Annotated in this window: 16 protein-coding genes and 1 riboswitch; of the genes, 14 read left to right on the top strand and 2 right to left on the bottom strand. The window is 38.1% G+C overall.

The features are described 5' to 3' along the window. Window positions 1–6: 6 nt before the first annotated feature. The 7 genes from ccsB to J1899_RS14360 all read left to right on the top strand — a co-directional run bounded on the left by ccsB (window position 7) and on the right by J1899_RS14360 (window position 7925). Entirely contained in the window at window positions 7–1206 is a 1200-nt protein-coding gene (gene ccsB, locus J1899_RS14390; protein ID WP_066444032.1) for a c-type cytochrome biogenesis protein CcsB, read from the top strand. A gap of 118 nt (window positions 1207–1324) precedes the next feature. Continuing rightward, complete coding sequence (locus J1899_RS14385; protein ID WP_214474806.1) at window positions 1325–2041, top strand: response regulator transcription factor; 717 nt, start codon at window positions 1325–1327, stop codon at window positions 2039–2041. Continuing rightward, on the top strand, window positions 2038–3822 hold the full coding sequence (locus tag J1899_RS14380) for an ATP-binding protein (protein WP_214474804.1): 1785 nt from the start codon (window positions 2038–2040) through the stop codon (window positions 3820–3822). Before J1899_RS14385 ends, J1899_RS14380 begins: the two co-directional genes overlap by 4 nt. Before the next feature lie 176 nt (window positions 3823–3998). After that, on the top strand, window positions 3999–4538 hold the full coding sequence (sigX, locus tag J1899_RS14375) for an RNA polymerase sigma factor SigX (protein ID WP_214474802.1): 540 nt from the start codon (window positions 3999–4001) through the stop codon (window positions 4536–4538). After that, complete coding sequence (locus J1899_RS14370) at window positions 4525–5772, top strand: hypothetical protein (protein WP_214474801.1); 1248 nt, start codon at window positions 4525–4527, stop codon at window positions 5770–5772. Before sigX ends, J1899_RS14370 begins: the two co-directional genes overlap by 14 nt. Window positions 5773–6030: 258 nt before the next feature. Then, window positions 6031–6984, top strand: coding sequence for a peptidoglycan DD-metalloendopeptidase family protein (locus J1899_RS14365; protein WP_214474799.1), 954 nt, complete (start codon window positions 6031–6033; stop codon window positions 6982–6984). A gap of 128 nt (window positions 6985–7112) precedes the next feature. Next, entirely contained in the window at window positions 7113–7925 is an 813-nt protein-coding gene (locus tag J1899_RS14360; protein WP_214474797.1) for a histidinol-phosphatase, read from the top strand. An 82-nt stretch (window positions 7926–8007) separates the two neighbouring features. Here the strand turns inward: J1899_RS14360 and serA are convergent, their stop codons facing one another. Then, the gene (gene serA, locus J1899_RS14355) at window positions 8008–9582 is read right to left on the bottom strand and encodes a phosphoglycerate dehydrogenase (protein WP_214474795.1); all 1575 of its coding nucleotides are present in this window, start codon (window positions 9580–9582) and stop codon (window positions 8008–8010) included. Window positions 9583–9767: 185 nt separating this feature from the next. Continuing rightward, window positions 9768–9945: riboswitch (FMN riboswitch) on the top strand. A 154-nt stretch (window positions 9946–10099) separates the two neighbouring features. On the opposite strand from serA, the gene J1899_RS14350 reads away from it, so the two are divergent. Beyond that, window positions 10100–10690: an ECF transporter S component gene (locus tag J1899_RS14350; RefSeq protein ID WP_281420581.1), complete on the top strand. Its 591-nt coding sequence runs from the start codon at window positions 10100–10102 to the stop codon at window positions 10688–10690. A gap of 97 nt (window positions 10691–10787) precedes the next feature. Here the strand turns inward: J1899_RS14350 and J1899_RS14345 are convergent, their stop codons facing one another. Beyond that, window positions 10788–11036, bottom strand: a complete 249-nt coding sequence (locus tag J1899_RS14345) for a ferredoxin (protein ID WP_066444059.1) — start codon at window positions 11034–11036, stop codon at window positions 10788–10790. 281 nt (window positions 11037–11317) lie between these two features. Between J1899_RS14345 and J1899_RS14340 the strand changes: the two genes are divergently transcribed. The 6 genes from J1899_RS14340 to J1899_RS14315 all read left to right on the top strand — a co-directional run bounded on the left by J1899_RS14340 (window position 11318) and on the right by J1899_RS14315 (window position 16721). Further along, the gene (locus J1899_RS14340) at window positions 11318–12376 is read left to right on the top strand and encodes a YpbB family protein (RefSeq protein WP_214474793.1); all 1059 of its coding nucleotides are present in this window, start codon (window positions 11318–11320) and stop codon (window positions 12374–12376) included. Then, window positions 12373–13887, top strand: a complete 1515-nt coding sequence (locus J1899_RS14335) for a RecQ family ATP-dependent DNA helicase (RefSeq protein ID WP_214474791.1) — start codon at window positions 12373–12375, stop codon at window positions 13885–13887. The genes J1899_RS14340 and J1899_RS14335 overlap by 4 nt, the downstream gene beginning before the upstream one ends. Further along, window positions 13884–14474 carry a CPBP family intramembrane glutamic endopeptidase gene (locus tag J1899_RS14330; RefSeq protein ID WP_066444068.1) on the top strand — a complete coding sequence of 197 codons (591 nt, stop codon included), beginning with the start codon at window positions 13884–13886 and terminating at the stop codon, window positions 14472–14474. The genes J1899_RS14335 and J1899_RS14330 overlap by 4 nt, the downstream gene beginning before the upstream one ends. A 13-nt stretch (window positions 14475–14487) precedes the next feature. Continuing rightward, the gene (locus J1899_RS14325) at window positions 14488–15201 is read left to right on the top strand and encodes a LysM peptidoglycan-binding domain-containing protein (protein WP_214474789.1); all 714 of its coding nucleotides are present in this window, start codon (window positions 14488–14490) and stop codon (window positions 15199–15201) included. Window positions 15202–15275: 74 nt separating this feature from the next. Then, complete coding sequence (locus J1899_RS14320) at window positions 15276–15734, top strand: YpbF family protein (protein WP_214474781.1); 459 nt, start codon at window positions 15276–15278, stop codon at window positions 15732–15734. Window positions 15735–16088: 354 nt separating this feature from the next. Next, window positions 16089–16721, top strand: coding sequence for a CBS domain-containing protein (locus J1899_RS14315; RefSeq protein ID WP_151573109.1), 633 nt, complete (start codon window positions 16089–16091; stop codon window positions 16719–16721). The last annotated feature ends 120 nt before the right edge of the window (window positions 16722–16841 follow it).

The following is a 16841-nucleotide window of genomic DNA, read 5'->3' as shown; positions in this document are numbered from 1 at the left end:
CTTTAGGTGGATTTAGTAAGTTTGAGCGGCAATCTTCTTTTTATAGCCTTTTTGCTCTACTTAGTAGGCACGGTATTTTTTGCCGGCTCTATTAAAGATAAACGTGCAAAAGAAAGAGAAAAAGGCACTGGCCCGAACAAATGGGCGAAGACTGGGATTGCCATTACAATTGCAGGTTTCATTTCACAGTTAGGATACTTTATTTTAAGATGGATTGCTGCTGGGCACGCTCCTGTCAGTAATCTGTTTGAATTTACTACCTTCTTTGGAATGTCACTAGTTGGAGCATTTATTGTTATCTACTTTATATACAAAACGGCGGTATTAGGACTATTTACACTTCCAATTGCAATGCTTCTGATTGGCTATGCAGCTATGTTTCCTAGAGATATTGCACCGCTGGTACCATCATTGCAGAGCCACTGGCTCCATATTCACGTAACAACAGCAGCGATGGGACAAGCAATCTTAGCCATCAGTTTTGCTGCTGGTCTTCTTTACCTGGTAAAAGTGATTGATCATACAAAAAAGTCTAAAGAAAGTTTTTGGCTTGAAGCCGTTATGTTCGGTCTTGTATGTACATTAGGATTTATCTTTATTTCAACAGGATTCTCTGCTTCAGGGTATAAAGCGGATTTCAGTTGGGTAGATAAAAATAATGTAGAGTCGATTGCCGAGTATCAGCTGCCTCCGCTAGTTGGTCCCAATCAGGGAGAGAGCTTGACTGAAGGGGCAATGGAGCCGCTGGTTGAAATGCCGGGAATCATTAATGCAAAAAAATTAAATACTGTTATTTGGTCGATCATGGCGGGAATTGTATTATATCTTCTATTAAGATTAATTTTGCGGAAACGCATTTCAGCAGCTCTTCAGCCTCTGACAACGAAGGTAAACGCAGATTTAGTTGATGAGATTGGCTATCGTTCCGTATTAATTGGATTTCCTGTATTTACTCTCGGTGCACTCGTGTTTGCGATGATTTGGGCGCAAATTGCCTGGACGCGTTTCTGGGGCTGGGATCCAAAAGAAGTTTGGGCTCTTATCACCTTCTTATTTTATGCAGCCTATTTGCATCTGCGTCTCTCAAAAGGCTGGCATGGGAAGAAATCAGCGTGGCTTGGTGTAATCGGGTTTATCATTATTATGTTTAACCTTATTGTCGTGAACCTGGTTATTGCCGGATTACACTCCTATGCAGGTTCCTAAGCTGTTCAGCATGACTGAAATGTAAAGTGATTTATATCATAATCTCATAGCCTTCACTATTAAAAGTGAAGGCTTTCTTTTAAAACAAATCGTTACTTTTAATAAGGAGATGAATATCATGGATCAAAATGCAAAAATTTTAGTTGTAGATGATGAGGAAAGAATTCGCCGCTTATTAAAGATGTACCTAGAGAGAGAAGATTACATAATTGAAGAAGCTGAAGATGGGAATGAGGCATTAGAAAAAGCACTTCATCATGAATATGATGTCATACTTCTCGACTTAATGATGCCAGGAAAAGACGGACTTGAAGTGTGCCGTGAAATTAGAGAAAAAAAAGCGACACCTATTATCATGCTGACAGCTAAGGGAGAAGAAGTAAACCGGGTCCAAGGTTTTGAGGTTGGAACAGATGATTATATCGTAAAACCGTTTAGTCCGAGAGAAGTCGTTCTGCGAGTAAAAGCACTGCTCCGCCGTTCTTCTGCTTCAAGTTATGTGCAGGCAGAACCGTCAGCTAAAGATGTAATCGTTTTTCAGCATTTAACCATTGATAATGATGCACATAGAGTTTTAGCGGATGGAAAAGAAGTTAGTTTAACTCCGAAGGAATATGAACTGCTGTATTTTCTGGCGAAGTCTCCTGATAAGGTATTTGATCGGGAACAGCTTCTTAAAGAAGTTTGGCACTATGAGTTTTTCGGAGATTTAAGAACAGTTGATACCCATGTGAAACGACTGCGCGAAAAGCTGAATAAGGTTTCAGAACAGGCAGCAAGAATGATTGTAACTGTTTGGGGAGTAGGCTATAAATTCGAGGTTATTAATGAATGATGCTTTGGCGAAGTGTAGTAGGTAAGCTGTGGATTACCATTATTCTGCTCGTTTCCTTTGTTTTATTTATTTTAACAGTCATGCTATTAGAGTTTTTTGAAAACTATCATATAGATGAAACTGATAAGGGACTAGAAGCCACAGCCATAAAGATTTCAAGGATTCTAGAAGAACATGATCAGGATATAGGTCTAGAGATTGCCTGGGAATTGATTGATGATGTTACAAAAGTCATTATTATTAAGGAAGATGATGAATATTATTATTCTCCCAATCACTTGAATGATTCAGAAAAATTGCCTATTTCGTATTTAAGAGATGATGATGAATTAAATCAAGTCTTTACGGATGATCATACTGTTCGAAAGATATCTTCCTATTTTTCAGCTAATCCAGAAGATGAAGACGAGGCAAGGGCATTAATAATTGGTGTTCCGCTTCCTGCTAATGAGAGTGAAGATGGCGCCGTCTTTATTTATCAATCAATCGAAGTAATGCAGGAAACAACAAAGACAACAACAAAATTCATCCTTCTGGCGGCTGGTGTGGCAATCATATTAACCACTATTTTTGCTTTCTTCTTATCAACGAGGATTACTGCGCCGCTCCGAAAAATGCGGGAAGCCGTTTCGGAGGCAGCTAAGGGAAAATTTGATACGAAGGTTCCATTTTTGTCTTATGACGAAATCGGAGAATTGGCTACCGCCTTTAACCAAATGGGAAGGCAGCTTAAATTTAATATGGATGCCCTGAGCCAGGAAAAAGAACAGCTCGCAAGTATTTTAAGCGGAATGGCAGATGGAGTCATTACCTTTAATCGCGATGGAACGATATTGATTACCAATCCACCTGCAGAGAGGTTTTTGCAAAGCTGGTATTTTGAAAAAGGCAATGAATATAATCATACTTCAGAAGCAGTGCCGTCAAAAGTAAGTGAGTTATTTCAGCTTGCAGTCAGTACGGAAAAGGAGCAGGTTGGTGAATTGTCCATCCAGGGCCGCTTCTGGGTCATGATCATCAGTCCTCTCTATAATCAGAAGAATATTCGCGGAGCCGTTGCTGTTATCCGTGATATGACAGAAGAAAGACAGCTCGATAAGCTGCGGAAAGACTTTATTGCCAATGTTTCACATGAGTTAAGAACACCAATCGCAATGATGCAGGGCTATAGTGAGGCAATTGTTGACAATATAGCTTCCACAGAGGAAGAAAAAAATGAGATGATTAAGGTCATTCACGATGAATCACTGCGGATGGGACGCCTTGTAAATGAACTGCTAGATCTCGCAAGAATGGAAGCAGGGCATATTCAGTTAACAAAAGAGCAGGTTGATGTAACTCCTTTTATCCAAAAAATCATCCGTAAATTCCAAGGACTGGCCAAAGAAAAAGGCATCTCTTTGGGAGAGCTGCTGCAAGGAGATTATGTCTTTATGTTTGATCCGGATCGTTTGGAGCAGGTTTTAACAAACTTAATTGATAATGCCATGCGGCACACACCGGAGAGAGGAACAATTTCCGTTGCCTCGAGTATGGATGAACGCGGTTTGTACATGGAGGTAGCCGACTCTGGATCAGGAATTCCGGAAGAAGATCTGCCGTTTATCTTCGAACGATTTTACAAAGAGGACAAGGCAAGAACACGAGGAAGATCCGGTACAGGTCTGGGCTTAGCTATTGCAAAGAATATTATTGATGCACATAAAGGTCATATTACTGTGCAGAGCAGGCTTGGACATGGTACGACATTTTCTATATTTATTCCGCGAAATATTGAATAAATGCTAAAAATATGCCGATTGTTCTTGATTCACAAGAAACAATCACATATGATGAATAGGAGAAAGGAAGGATATGGCATTGTGATCCTTCCTTTTTTCTATGATAAATATTATATTTAGATTGTAACTTTTTATCCTCAATTTACGACTATTATATTGAACGGGGAGGGGAATCGATGGACTCCGTTTTTGATGACCTATACAATAAATATCATCATGACGTTTTTCAATTTTTATTTTATATGGTAAGAAACAAGGAACTGGCCGAGGATTTGGTGCAGGAAGTATATATAAGAGTATTGAAATCTTATGAAAAATTTGAGGGGAAAAGCAGTGAAAAAACCTGGCTTTTTTCGATTGCCCGAAACGTTGCAATCGACTCATTCCGCAAGCAAAAAGGATGGAAGCAGAAACTGATCGAAACCTTTGATTGGTCAACACATCAAGTGAAGGATGATCTGCCTATACCAGAAGATATCCTCATGCAGAAGGAAGAAGTGCGCGTAATGTATAAATGCCTAGGCTATTGTACGGTTGATCAGAGATCTGTCATTGTGATGAGATATATACAAGAATTAACAATTGCTGAAACGGCTGAGGCGTTGAACTGGACGGAAAGCAAAGTCAAAACAACTCAGCATAGGGCACTAAAAGTGCTAAAGCAACATATGGAAGAATTAATGGTAAAGGAGGGTGTGGATAATGCGGAAGAATGATCATAGCGATAGGGATATCGAAGATTTATTAAAACAAATGCCAAAAGTGAAAGATCAGCGCGGGAAACGGGAAGTTTATCAAAATGTGACCATGAAAATGAACCGGCGCAAACGGCAGTCATGGCTTATTCCTACAGCAGCCGCCGCTGCCGCACTGCTTCTTTTGGTTATTCTTATACCTGGAATGATGGGCGGGCAAGATACCGCTGAAGAATCCTCGAGCGGTTCAAACGAATCGGCGCAATATAGTACTGCTACCAATGAATCAGCTGATAGAGCTGAAATTACTCAGGAAGAAGATACAAGTTCATCCGAGAATGACTTTACAAGTAATGAAAATCCTGAGAATACTATAGATGATGATCAAGGCGTTAAATCCGAGGGGGAAATACAACGGGAAAGTGACTATACAACAGCTGTATATGAAGAGGAACTTGAGGATCAGGAAGTACTCACATATCCCATACTGGATAATGCAGTCCAAAATATAGTTTCTGTCAGTGTTTTAGTTCCTAAAGAAGATGGGAAATCAAAGTTTGATTTATATAAAGAAACAATGCCATTGTTAACAGAAGAACAATGGGGATTATCCGACAACTATCCATTGGAAGCTGATCTTATTTATAATGATGAGCAGAAAACGCTGACTGTTGACATGTTTGAAGATCATGGATATAGCTATGGTCCTGCCAATAGTCTATTTATCAATACTGTACTAAGCAATCTATGGTCTGATTTTGATCTTGAAAAAATCACATTAATGACTGATGGAGAGCCAGGCGTTGATTTTGAACACAATGAGCCAATCACAGAGTTTAGTCCTAATGATGTTACAGCTTATCCTGGATACTATCTATTTTATCCGAATGACCAAGAGGAACAGCCAATGTTTGTTCCATATGTGCAGCTTGAACAGCCAGAAACGATTCAGGAAGTATTCAACTTCATGAAACAAGATGTTGATACACATTTTCTAAAGGCATCAATTCCAGAAGATATTGATTTTGAAGCGAATGTAGATGATGAAACAGTAGTAATCACGTTTACCGATGAGTCAGTAATTGAAGATAATGAAGAAACAGCGCATATGATTGAAGCCTTATTATTAACGGCTAAGGAATTTCATTACGAGCATGTCAGAGTGGAAAATGCAGATGTTGATACAATTGGCAGATTTAACCTCAGTCAGGAGCTGGAACTTCCAATAGCACCAAATCAAAAAGAGTTGCCTTAAAACGAGCCTATATGCTCGTTTTTTTTTTTTTATTGCATAATCACCCTGTATAGGGACACATACTAAAAAACGTGTCTTTGCTGAGAGACTCTCAAATATTTAATGTTCTAATTATGTACATGCCTTCATAGGCTGTGAAAGAGAGTTTTAGAATAAAAGGCTGCTGCACATTTGAAATAAATTTCTGCTTTATTTGGTTGGAAAATATGTGCTTAAAGCTTCGAAAATAAGCTGCAGTCAAAATTAGGAGGAAAAACATTGAAGGATTATATAAAGCGTTTATTAATCGCTGGGGGTTTGGCGCTTTGTGTTAGTTTGCTGTTTCTTGGTGGAAAGACAATAAAAGCTGAAACGTTTAATATTACGAACGAAACAACACACTGGATATGGCCAGCTGATGGAGTCATTACAGATACTTTTGGGACAAGAAATGGAAAACATAAAGGGATTGATATAGCAGCAGACTCGGGAACACCTATTTACGCTGTAGATCAGGGTACGATCACGAAATCCTATTATTCTGGTTCTTACGGTCATGTTATTTTTGTCAAACATAAGAATGGCACTGAAACGATATATGCCCATTTACAAGAGCGCCTTGGGGAAGAAGGAGATGAAGTAGAACAAGGAGAGGTAATTGGCAAGATGGGCAGTACTGGAAACTCTTCTGGCGTACATTTACATTTCGAAATACATAAACATGAATGGACATATGAAAAAGAGAATGCTCTTGATCCATTTTTAGCTTTTGGTCCTGAATCACTGGGTGATTCAGTCGAAGTATTTGGAAGAGAGGATTCTGCTGTTAACATAAGGACTGCAGCTGTACTCAATGAATTTGGTTCAAGAGGACAGAATTATGATCATGAATCAGAGGAAGATGAAAACAATAGTGCAAAAAAGACAGAGGAACATGAGTCTATTACCCATATTGTGCAGAGCGGTGAAACCCTATGGGATATTTCAGTTCAGTATAAAATGGATGTCATCTCCATTCAAGAGGCAAACAAGCTTGACTCAGATCATATTGAGCCTGAACAAAGTTTAATAATTCCCGACATAGATCCTGATAAGGTTTATTTGGTGAAAAGAGGGGATACCTTGTCTTCTATTGCTGAAGAGAAGAATCTTACAGTACAAGAGTTAAAAGATTTAAATATGTTAAATGACGATACAATTCAAATAAATGAGAGAATCATGATCTCAAATTAACCTTTTTTCTCCTGCTCGATCGCTGTTTTTCAACAGAGCAGGAGTTTTTTAGTGAGAAAATCAAACTTGTCCATTGCCTGATTTTTCTGATAAGCGTATAATGATGTCTAAATTAAGGGGGAGATTACATGCTCACGGATTATCATAATCATTTGGAAAACGGAACGCTATCATTAGATTATTTAACAAAATTTACAGATAAGGCAAAAGAACATGGAATAGAAAGCTTTGGTATTTCAGAACATGCTTATCATTTTTACCAGACGGCTGATATATTACAGAATCCATGGGTAAATGAAAGACGCTATTACGATATGAAAGACTATGAAGCTTTATTTCAGCAGGCTTGGAAACGTGATATAGATGTCAAAATGTCAATAGAAATGGATTATACTCCAGGAAAGCATAAAGAAATGGAGCAATTTATCAAAAGCTATGATTTCGATTATGTGATTGGCTCCATTCATTGGGTCGGTGACTTCGGCATTGATTTAGCTGAGTACAGAAAAGAATGGGACAGAAGAGACGTTGCACAAGTCTATAAGGCTTATTTTGACCAGGTTGTTACATTGGCAGAGTCTAATTTATTTGATATCGTCGGTCATCTTGATTTAGTGAAAATATTTAAATATGTACCAGATGATGAAGAATTTTTACTTCAGCAATATGAACGGGCAACTGATGCATTAGCGAAGTCAAAGACTTGTGTAGAAATCAGCACGGCCGGGTTAAGAAAACCGGTTGGCGAAATATATCCAGATCCTAGATTGCTGCAAAAATGCTTCGAGAAAAACATTCCGATTGTTTTATCATCAGATGCCCATTTTCCAGAACATGTCGGAGCGAACTTTGATCAAGCTCTGAAACTTGCAAAAGAGATTGGTTATACATCAATTATGACTTTTTCAAAGGGAGAAAGAAAAGAATACCCGATTGGCTAACGAGACGGATTGAGAAGGAAATAAAATATAAAGCGCGCTGCATATTTGCGGCGCGCTTTTAGCTTTTGTTAAAGGTAAACTGCTAAAGCAAAATGGAATTAATGGATACAATGTCCTCTAACTTAGATAAAGCGGATAATGTTTGTTCCTCTATTGGATTATCAAATGATAAGACCATAATCGCTTCTCCACCGGCTTCTTTCCGGCCAACTTGCATGGTGGCAATATTGACTGATAAGTCACCCAGAATTTTTCCTACGCGGCCAATGACCCCAGGGCGGTCCATATGCTGAATATATAGAAGGTTTCCATCTGGGAGAAAGTCAATATTAAAGCCATTTAAAAAAACAATTCGAGGACCATAATGATCAATATATGTTCCTCTTACAGTGAAAGCCGAGTCTTCTCCTTTAGCTGTCACCGTAATGCAATTAGAATAGCCAAATGCGTCTACAGAGATTTTTTCACCAATTGTAATGCCGCGCTCTTTTGCTGTTAACAGGGCATTTACTTCATTTACATAAGCATCAATTCTGTTCTTGAAAAAGCCGGAAATTAGCGCTTTTGTTAAGTATGGTGTTTCTAAGTCTGTTGCCGATCCAGAATAGGTGATGCTCAATTCATGAATACCGGTTTTTACACATTGAGACAGGATCGCTCCCATTTGTTTAGCGAGCTGATGAAAAGGCTGCAACTTAGCATATAAGTCTTTTGATATGGCAGGTAAATTGATTGAATTGGAAACAGGCATATCTTCAAGGAATAACCGGACTTCCTTTGCAACTTGTGTAGCTACATTTAATTGAGCTTCTTTTGTTGATGCCCCGAGGTGAGGGGTGGCAATGACTTGATCAAATTTAAGAAGCGGGTGCTCTCCGGGCGGTTCTAATTCAAAAACATCAAGTGCTGCACCAGCTACATGTCCGCTCCCAATATAGTCAGCGAGAGCGAGTTCATCAATAATACCTCCGCGTGCACAATTTAAGAAATATACGCCTTTCTTGGTGAGTGATAAGCTTTTAGAATTAATAAGTCCTTTGGTTTCTGGAGTGAGTGGTGTATGTACGGTGATAATATCAGATGATTGAAGCAACTGCTCTAGTGATGCGGATTCAACGCCAAGTTTAGCTGCACGTTCTTTAGTTAAAAATGGATCAAAGACTGTGATCGTCATGCCAAAAGCCTTGGCGCGTTTAGCAAGCTCTGCTCCGATTCTGCCTAATCCAACAATTCCTAATGTTTTTCCATGAAGCTCCGTTCCAACAAATGTACTGCGTTTCCATTCTGTGTTTTTTACGCTTACATAAGCTTGTGGAATCCTTCTCATTAACGAAGCCATCATAGCAAAGGTATGCTCCGCCGTTGAGATTGTATTGCCGTCTGGTGCATTGACGACTACGATCCCTTTCTTAGTGGCAGCCGGAACATCAATATTGTCTACGCCTACTCCTGCTCTGCCAATAATTTTCAAGTTAGGCATTTGATCCAACAGCTGTTCAGTAACTTTAGTAGCACTTCTGACAAGCAAAGCATCAATGCTTTCAAGACGAACGGATGGATCATCACTTTTCTTCTGAATAATTTCTAGATTAGGCATGTCGAGAAGCGGTTTGAGTCCTTCAGCATTTATAGCATCTGAAACTAATACGGTATACATAAGATCCCCCTGGAGAGTGCGATTTTTTTGACTATTTTACAAGAACGCCAATAGTCTGTCAATTTAAATTATGCACTAATGTAAAAAGGAAACGCTTTAAAGAGTTAAAATACTTGGTCTGAGATTTATTTCTTCACAAAAGGATCTTTCTTCAGTATAATGTACCTGTATGATAATTTAATATGGTCTATCTTCGGGGCAGGGTGAAATTCCCGACCGGCGGTGATAAGCACAATGCTTTAAGCCCGCGAGCCTGATTGTATGGTGTGATGATGCACTTCACTCACAAGCCATACGTTAAATTAAGCAGGATTTGGTGCGATTCCAAAGCCGACAGTACAGTCTGGATGGGAGAAGATGGAGGTTCCGCAAGCGTTCAAAAAATGCAGGATTTTGAGCGTTTATTAAAGCGTGCCTATTTCTCCCTCAAGTACACACTTGGGGGTTTTTTAATGCCGCTTACTTTGCTGAACCTTTCTTCTTTAGGAGAGATAGCCTAAAAAGGAGAGAGGAAAAAATGAAAAAATTGAATGTAAAAGCTTATGTAGCAATTGGAATGCTGAGCAGTATCGCATATGTATTAATGCTGCTGAACTTCCCGCTGCCGCCATTTCCAAACTTTCTAATGATTGATTTCAGTGATATTCCTGCACTAATCGCTGCATTAATCTTTGGACCGCTGGCTGGCATTTTGGTTGAATTATTTAAAAATATTCTGGATTATTTTATGACAGGAAGTGCTACTGGAGTTCCTGTTGGACATATATCGAATTTTCTTGCTGGAATCTTATTTGTTCTTCCCGTTTACTATATTTTCAATCGTCTTAAATCGAAAAAAGGAATGACAATTGGACTGATCTCGGGTTCAATCATCATGGCGATTATGATGAGCGTACTCAATTATATAGTGATTCTTCCGGCGTACACATTCTTTTTGAATTTTCCTGCGATGTCTGCTCCTGAAATGCGGACAATGGTTGTTACGGGGATCCTGCCTTTTAATATCATCAAAGGATTATTGATTGCAGCCGTATTTATGCTGATTTACTCTAAAATGAGTGTATGGATAACCAAACAAAGTCAAAATACACTTAAAAGTGCCGTTTAAATGTAAAAAGAGCAGCCTAAGAAGCTGCTCTTTTTATTTACACCTTAAAAAGAAAAATCTCCTTTCAGCTGAAAGGAGATTTTAGAAGAAACCTTTTTTATTCGTATTTAAGCGGATCTCCCTCAAAGGAATCATCTGCCACTTTAATAGAATCAGTTGGACAGCCTTCAAAAGCATCCATCATATCGTCCATTAGAACATCAGGAACTTCAACCGTACCCTGGTTATCATCTAATGTAACAAAGGCAATGCCTTCATCATCATAATCATAAATATCTGGAGCAGCAGCTCCGCAAGCCCCGCATGCGATACATGTATCTTTGTCAACGATTGTATATTTAGCCATCTTAAAAAAACCTCCTGAATGAATTAAAAAAAGAAATATATCTTGTTCTTCTGCGCGCTGCAGAATCTCGTCCCTCATTCCTATTGTAAAACTGAAACTTCAACTTTTCAATAAAAAGATGTTGAGAATACTTATCACAGTAGGGTTTTCGTGTTTTGTAAACGAATAAAACGCTTACATTAAACAACCCTTTTTCTTTCATGATACAATGATCGTAACGGTTTAAAAGATAACTGTTCACTTTTTAATTTATACGAAATTTGAAAAGGGGATACAATACAATGTTTGGGTGTTATAAAAAGAGCATTATCCTATATTGCCTCCACCGAATAGCAGATGAACGCACCGTCTATTCAGTTTTCCATTTATTAAACGGTAAAAAATCCTCCCAAACGATCCAAGATGCTTTTCTTTTTCAGCTCACACCATTTTTTCGTGTATATCCTTCTATGACAAGGCTGCAATTTGATCAGCACCTGTCAGAAATGATAAAGGAAATATGGATTTTAGAATATGAACCTTCTCAGTATCGTCTTACAGACCTGGGCAGAGAGGCACTAAAGGAACAATTAAAAAAGCAGCCGCTGCCTGTAAACTTAAACGGCTGGAAATATCATCAGCTATCTGTTGTATTTTGGGAAAGACTTTCATTGCTCGTACAGGTTATTTCAAACCTCATGTATAGCAATTCTAAATATTTGCCGATTCAGCGTAAAAAAGAAACACATTTATGGCTTAAACAGTTTTTACAGGACACGAAGATGGACAGGCAAGTTCTTGCCCAAAAAGTGTTTAATGAAGTGGTCGATTGTCTAGAAAATAGCACAAGTATACAGCCGGAGTTTTTGATCAGCAGGCTGACCGGAGCGGAGACAATTGGTCTTACGAAAGAACAGGCAGCATTACAGTATTCAATGGACCAGGATTATTTTGAGCTGCAGTTTCAAAGTATTCTGCATACTATGCTTACGGTGATAAAAGAGAAACCTGTTCAATTGCCATTGCTGAATAAAGTAATACAGTCTGCTGAAACTGAATTTACGATGACCGTCTCTGCGCAAAGAACGGAAGAATTATTGCAGCAGGGCTTCACAATTGAAGAAATAGCAACTTTTAGAAAGCTAAAGAGAAACACAATAGAGGACCATATTGTCGAACTTGCACTCAACAAGCCTGATTTTGAAATAGGAAGATTTGTTACTGATAAAAATGTGGCCGAAATAGCAGAAGCAGTAAAAAAAGTAACATCGAAACAGCTAAAACATATTAAAACGATTGTTCCGCATGCACAGTATTTTGAAATAAGGTTAGTGCTTGCGGTATTTGGTGACTCACTATGATAATTGAAGAAGTATTAAAAGAACGTTTTGGCTATAGCCATTTCAGAAGCGGTCAAAAAGAAGTTATTACCACCCTTTTAGCAGGGAAAAATACGCTGGCTATGCTTCCAACAGGTACAGGGAAATCACTCTGTTATCAGCTGCCAGGTTATATGCTAAATGGACAAGTAGTTATTGTGTCCCCTTTGCTTTCTTTAATGCAGGATCAGGTTGATCAGCTGAAAATAAATGGAGAAAAAAGTGTCATTGCCATTAATTCTTTTTTATCGTTTGATGAAAAGCTGAATGCTTTAAGACAATTAAATACATTTAAATTTATTTTTATCTCACCGGAAATGCTGGTGACAGAAAATGTTTTAGCAAGAATGAAAAGTTTAAATATCGCCTTGTTTGTTATTGATGAAGCTCATTGTATATCGCAATGGGGTCATGATTTTAGACCAGATTACTTAAAGCTGGGTTATATTCGCGAGCAGCTGGGAAATCCCCTGACAGTTGCCCTGACAGCAACGGCAACAAGTGAAGTCCGTGCCGATATCATTCATTCACTTTCACTTCAGGATTGCGAACAAATTATTTATTCTGTTAACAGACCTAACATTACAATTGCTGTAGAGCACTTTCAGCATTATCGGGAAAAAAGGGATCGCTTAATTGAACTTGCAAAAAGATTACAAGGACCCGGTATTGTTTACTTTTCAAGTAAAAAATTGGCAGAGCAAATAGCTGCTGATTTAAAACAGCAGGGAGTCGGAAATGTGATGCCATACCATGGTGGTCTTGAGCAGGAGACTAGAATGCTCATTCAGCAGCAATTTCTTCATGGGCAGCTGGATCTTATATGTGCCACAAGTGCTTTCGGGATGGGAATCAATAAAGAAAATATCCGATATGTCATTCATTTTCATATGCCGATGCAATTTGAATCGTATGTGCAGGAAATTGGCCGAGCCGGGAGGGATGGTCATCCCTCTATTGCATTTATGCTTTATAGTGCGGGAGATGAAATGCTTCAGCATCAGTTAATTGAAGGAGAGCTGCCGGATGAATCACAAATATCCCTTCTTGAAAACTGGCTGAATGAACAAAAACCAACCCTTCAGAATGTGACAGAGTTTGAAGAAGAATTATCATTGATTTGCGGATTGAATGAAATTCAGCTTAGATTAACTCTTGATTACTTAAAGAATTGCCTGGCTAACGGAAATGACTTCTCAGTGTTCAGTTCTAAATTTAAAAACTTTATTAGGGAACGTCTGGATAGTAAAAAAAGTAAAATTGAAGAAATGGTCAATTGGATCCGTTCGGAAAAGTGCAGAAGACTTCAGCTGCTTGATTACTTTGAAGAGTCGGAGCAGCAGCAGATGAATGATTGCTGTGATCATTGCGGATTTTCGATAGTGCCATTTGAGCGCATAGAAGCAGAAAATACAGAAAGCAAACACAAAGAGGTCAACTGGAAAGAAAGATTGGCAGACATACTGCTGAAGAAACGAGAGGGAGAGCATTGAAGAATCGCCAAAGTGATTTATTGGAGGAAATTTCTGATCGTGAGCTCGTATTTCACCTATATTTGACGCAAGTTATTCTGCTAGCACTTTCAGCGTTATTAGCGTGGATATTTTTTGACAAATACAGTGAAATGTTCGCTCTGTTTAAATGGGATATGAAAGAAATCGTGTTAATTGGCGGCGGAGCGGGTATTCTTGTTGTTCTTTTTGATACTATCATGATGAAGATTCTGCCGAAATCTTATTATGATGATGGCGGATTGAATGCAAAAATTTTCAGCAAGCGTCCAGTATGGCACATCGCAGTTATTTCACTTGTGGTGGCCATAAGCGAAGAGATCCTCTTCCGCGGTGTCATACAAACTCATTTTGGGCTTATTATCTCAAGCGCTGTTTTTGCCCTTATTCATTTTCGATATTTATTTCACTGGTATTTATTTTTAAATATTGTGGCACTCAGTTTTTTTATTGGTTATATTTATGTTATAACAGAAAATTTATTTGTGACTATTTTCATGCACTTTTTGATTGATTTTTTACTTGGGGTCATTATTAAGTATGGAAAAAACACGAATACTTCAGTATAGGCAGGGATGATTTATGAATAAAGAGGGTCCATATAGAGATCAAGCAGAAAGGCTGCGAAAAAAGATTACCAAAAAAGCTGCTGAGAAAACAGATGTCGTGAAAGAGGAGCTTCCTCCACGGAGCAGGGTGCACAGAAACAAGCAGACGAAAAAAGGTATTAAAGTTAAATACCCAGTGATTCGGCTGCTTGCTCTATTCTTTATTTTGCTTCCAATTATTATTTTTACTGTTTACACGTATGCGAATTGGGGAGATAGTGAAACGACGACAGCTTCTTCAGGCTTTGAGACGTTTGATTACGGGAAAAACAACGAGAATGAAAATGAAGTGATTTTTGAAATAGATGAACAAATGGACGAGAACAAAGAAGAACAGCCAGAGGAGGACAAGCAGCAAACGGAGGATCAAGATCAGAAAGCTGATCCTGCTGAACAGCCCTCTGAACCTGATTCTTCTAATAAACCTGAACAGAACAATCCAAAAGAGCCAGCAGACGACACCGATAAGCAGCAAGACGAAATTACAAATGAGAGCAATAAGCAAAATAGTGAACCAGCAGAAGGGAAAATCGTCTATCATACTGTGAAAGCAAGTGAAACATTGTTTCGGGTCAGCATGAATTATTATGGTTCTCCTGATGGAGTAGAAATCATTAAGCAGGCTAATGGCCTTTCAAGCAATGAAATTCAAGCTGGACAAGTCTTAAAAATCCCTTTAAATCAATAACTATAACTACCCCTTATTGATCATATTTAAGCGTACAAGCTCATATGATGTACGGATGATAGGGAGGGGTACGGATGGAAACAGCCATTATTGAACTGGATCACCGAACAGATCAGGCTACAAGGCAAATGCTGCAAAAAGTCGTGGATAAAAAGAAAAAATTTGATAATTTAAAGCTCTGGCATTTATATGTCATGTGGGCCGTGGTAATTGCTTCATTCTTATATCTTCTCTTATTATATAAGAATGTTATGGAGCCATACTCTTATTCTTTTGAGGCCATGTTTTCTGCATTTGTTCATTTGCCATTTAATATGTATATGCTGGTCTTTATCGTTGCTTTATACGGCTTTATGAATGTCTTAAAAGAAAAACGCGAAAAAGCGGATAAAGAATTTAATGCTTTAAGATGTGAAATCATCGACAAGAGCAAGGATTTATGGAAAAAAGAAGAAGAATGGAAAAATCGCCACTTGGTATATGAAATGATGAAAAAAACATTTGATGTTAATTTATATCATGAAAATAAATAGTGAATAAAAAAAGAAGCGCTGAGCTTCTTTTTTTTATTCTGAAATAACATTAAATCGTAAATACCATCTATATTGGGATCTGTTTTATATATTTATAAAGGAATTAGTATGCAGTGAAGAATATTTTATTTTAATTGCTTCGGGCACTTGGTTTACATCATACAAATGGGTAAAGAATTTAATTTTTGGGTAACAGTCAAGTGAAAACTTATTCATTTGATATCAATTTTAATGTTTTAAAATAGTTTATGAATTAAATGTGAAATTCAAGTTAGTTTTGCTCATAAAAGAGGTATTTTCATGGATATGTGGAAATATACGTATATACTGAAAAGAATAGGTGAGGTGGTTTTAATGTTTGTAAAAAATAGCATGATTCCTAAGCATGGATGTATAACTATTCAGGAAGATGAAACTTTACAAGCTGCCTTGGAGAAGCTGGAGGAACACAAAATTGATGCGCTTCCAGTACTAAAAGGCGAACAATATGCTGGAATTGTTACGAGATATCACATTTATGAATCGTTTTTCTCAAAAGGCGGATCGAAAGAAGATTATCTAAACAATACGCTCGCAAAAGATATTGTTACTTTTGTAGACAAATACTTAGAGGGAAGCGAAGTGTTTGAGAATACATTGCTGGAATTAAAAGATTTCCCGCTGTTAGCTGTAGTAGGACCAAATCAGAAGTTCCTTGGGATTGTGACTAGATTTGATGTCCTCGCACAGTTTCAATCTGCTTTTGGCACCAATCGCCCAGGAGTAAGAATTGCTTTTACATCGGTAGAATCTGAGGGCAGAATTGCACGGCTTGCAGAAATTGCTCATCAATTCCACGAGCATATTATTTCCTTAGTAACCTTTGATGAGACAGATAAGCTTGTTAGGCGTATTGTAATGAAAGTCGAAAAGAATGAAAATATAGATAAGTTTACTAAAAAACTGGAAAGCTCAGGCTTTAGAATTATAAGCATTCAGGAAATGTAAGAGGCAATGGGCTGGGACATAAATAGTTAGTACCGTGATCCATCCGGATGATTAGAACATAACACTTTCTAATCATCCGGTTTTTTTGTTACTTTTAAAAAATACCTTCAATTTCAATAA

The sequence above is a fragment of the Cytobacillus gottheilii genome, assembly GCF_018582665.1.
Classification (GTDB): Bacteria; Bacillota; Bacilli; order Bacillales; family Cytobacillaceae; genus Cytobacillus; species Cytobacillus gottheilii.
This window is presented reverse-complemented; position numbering and strand designations above follow the sequence as displayed.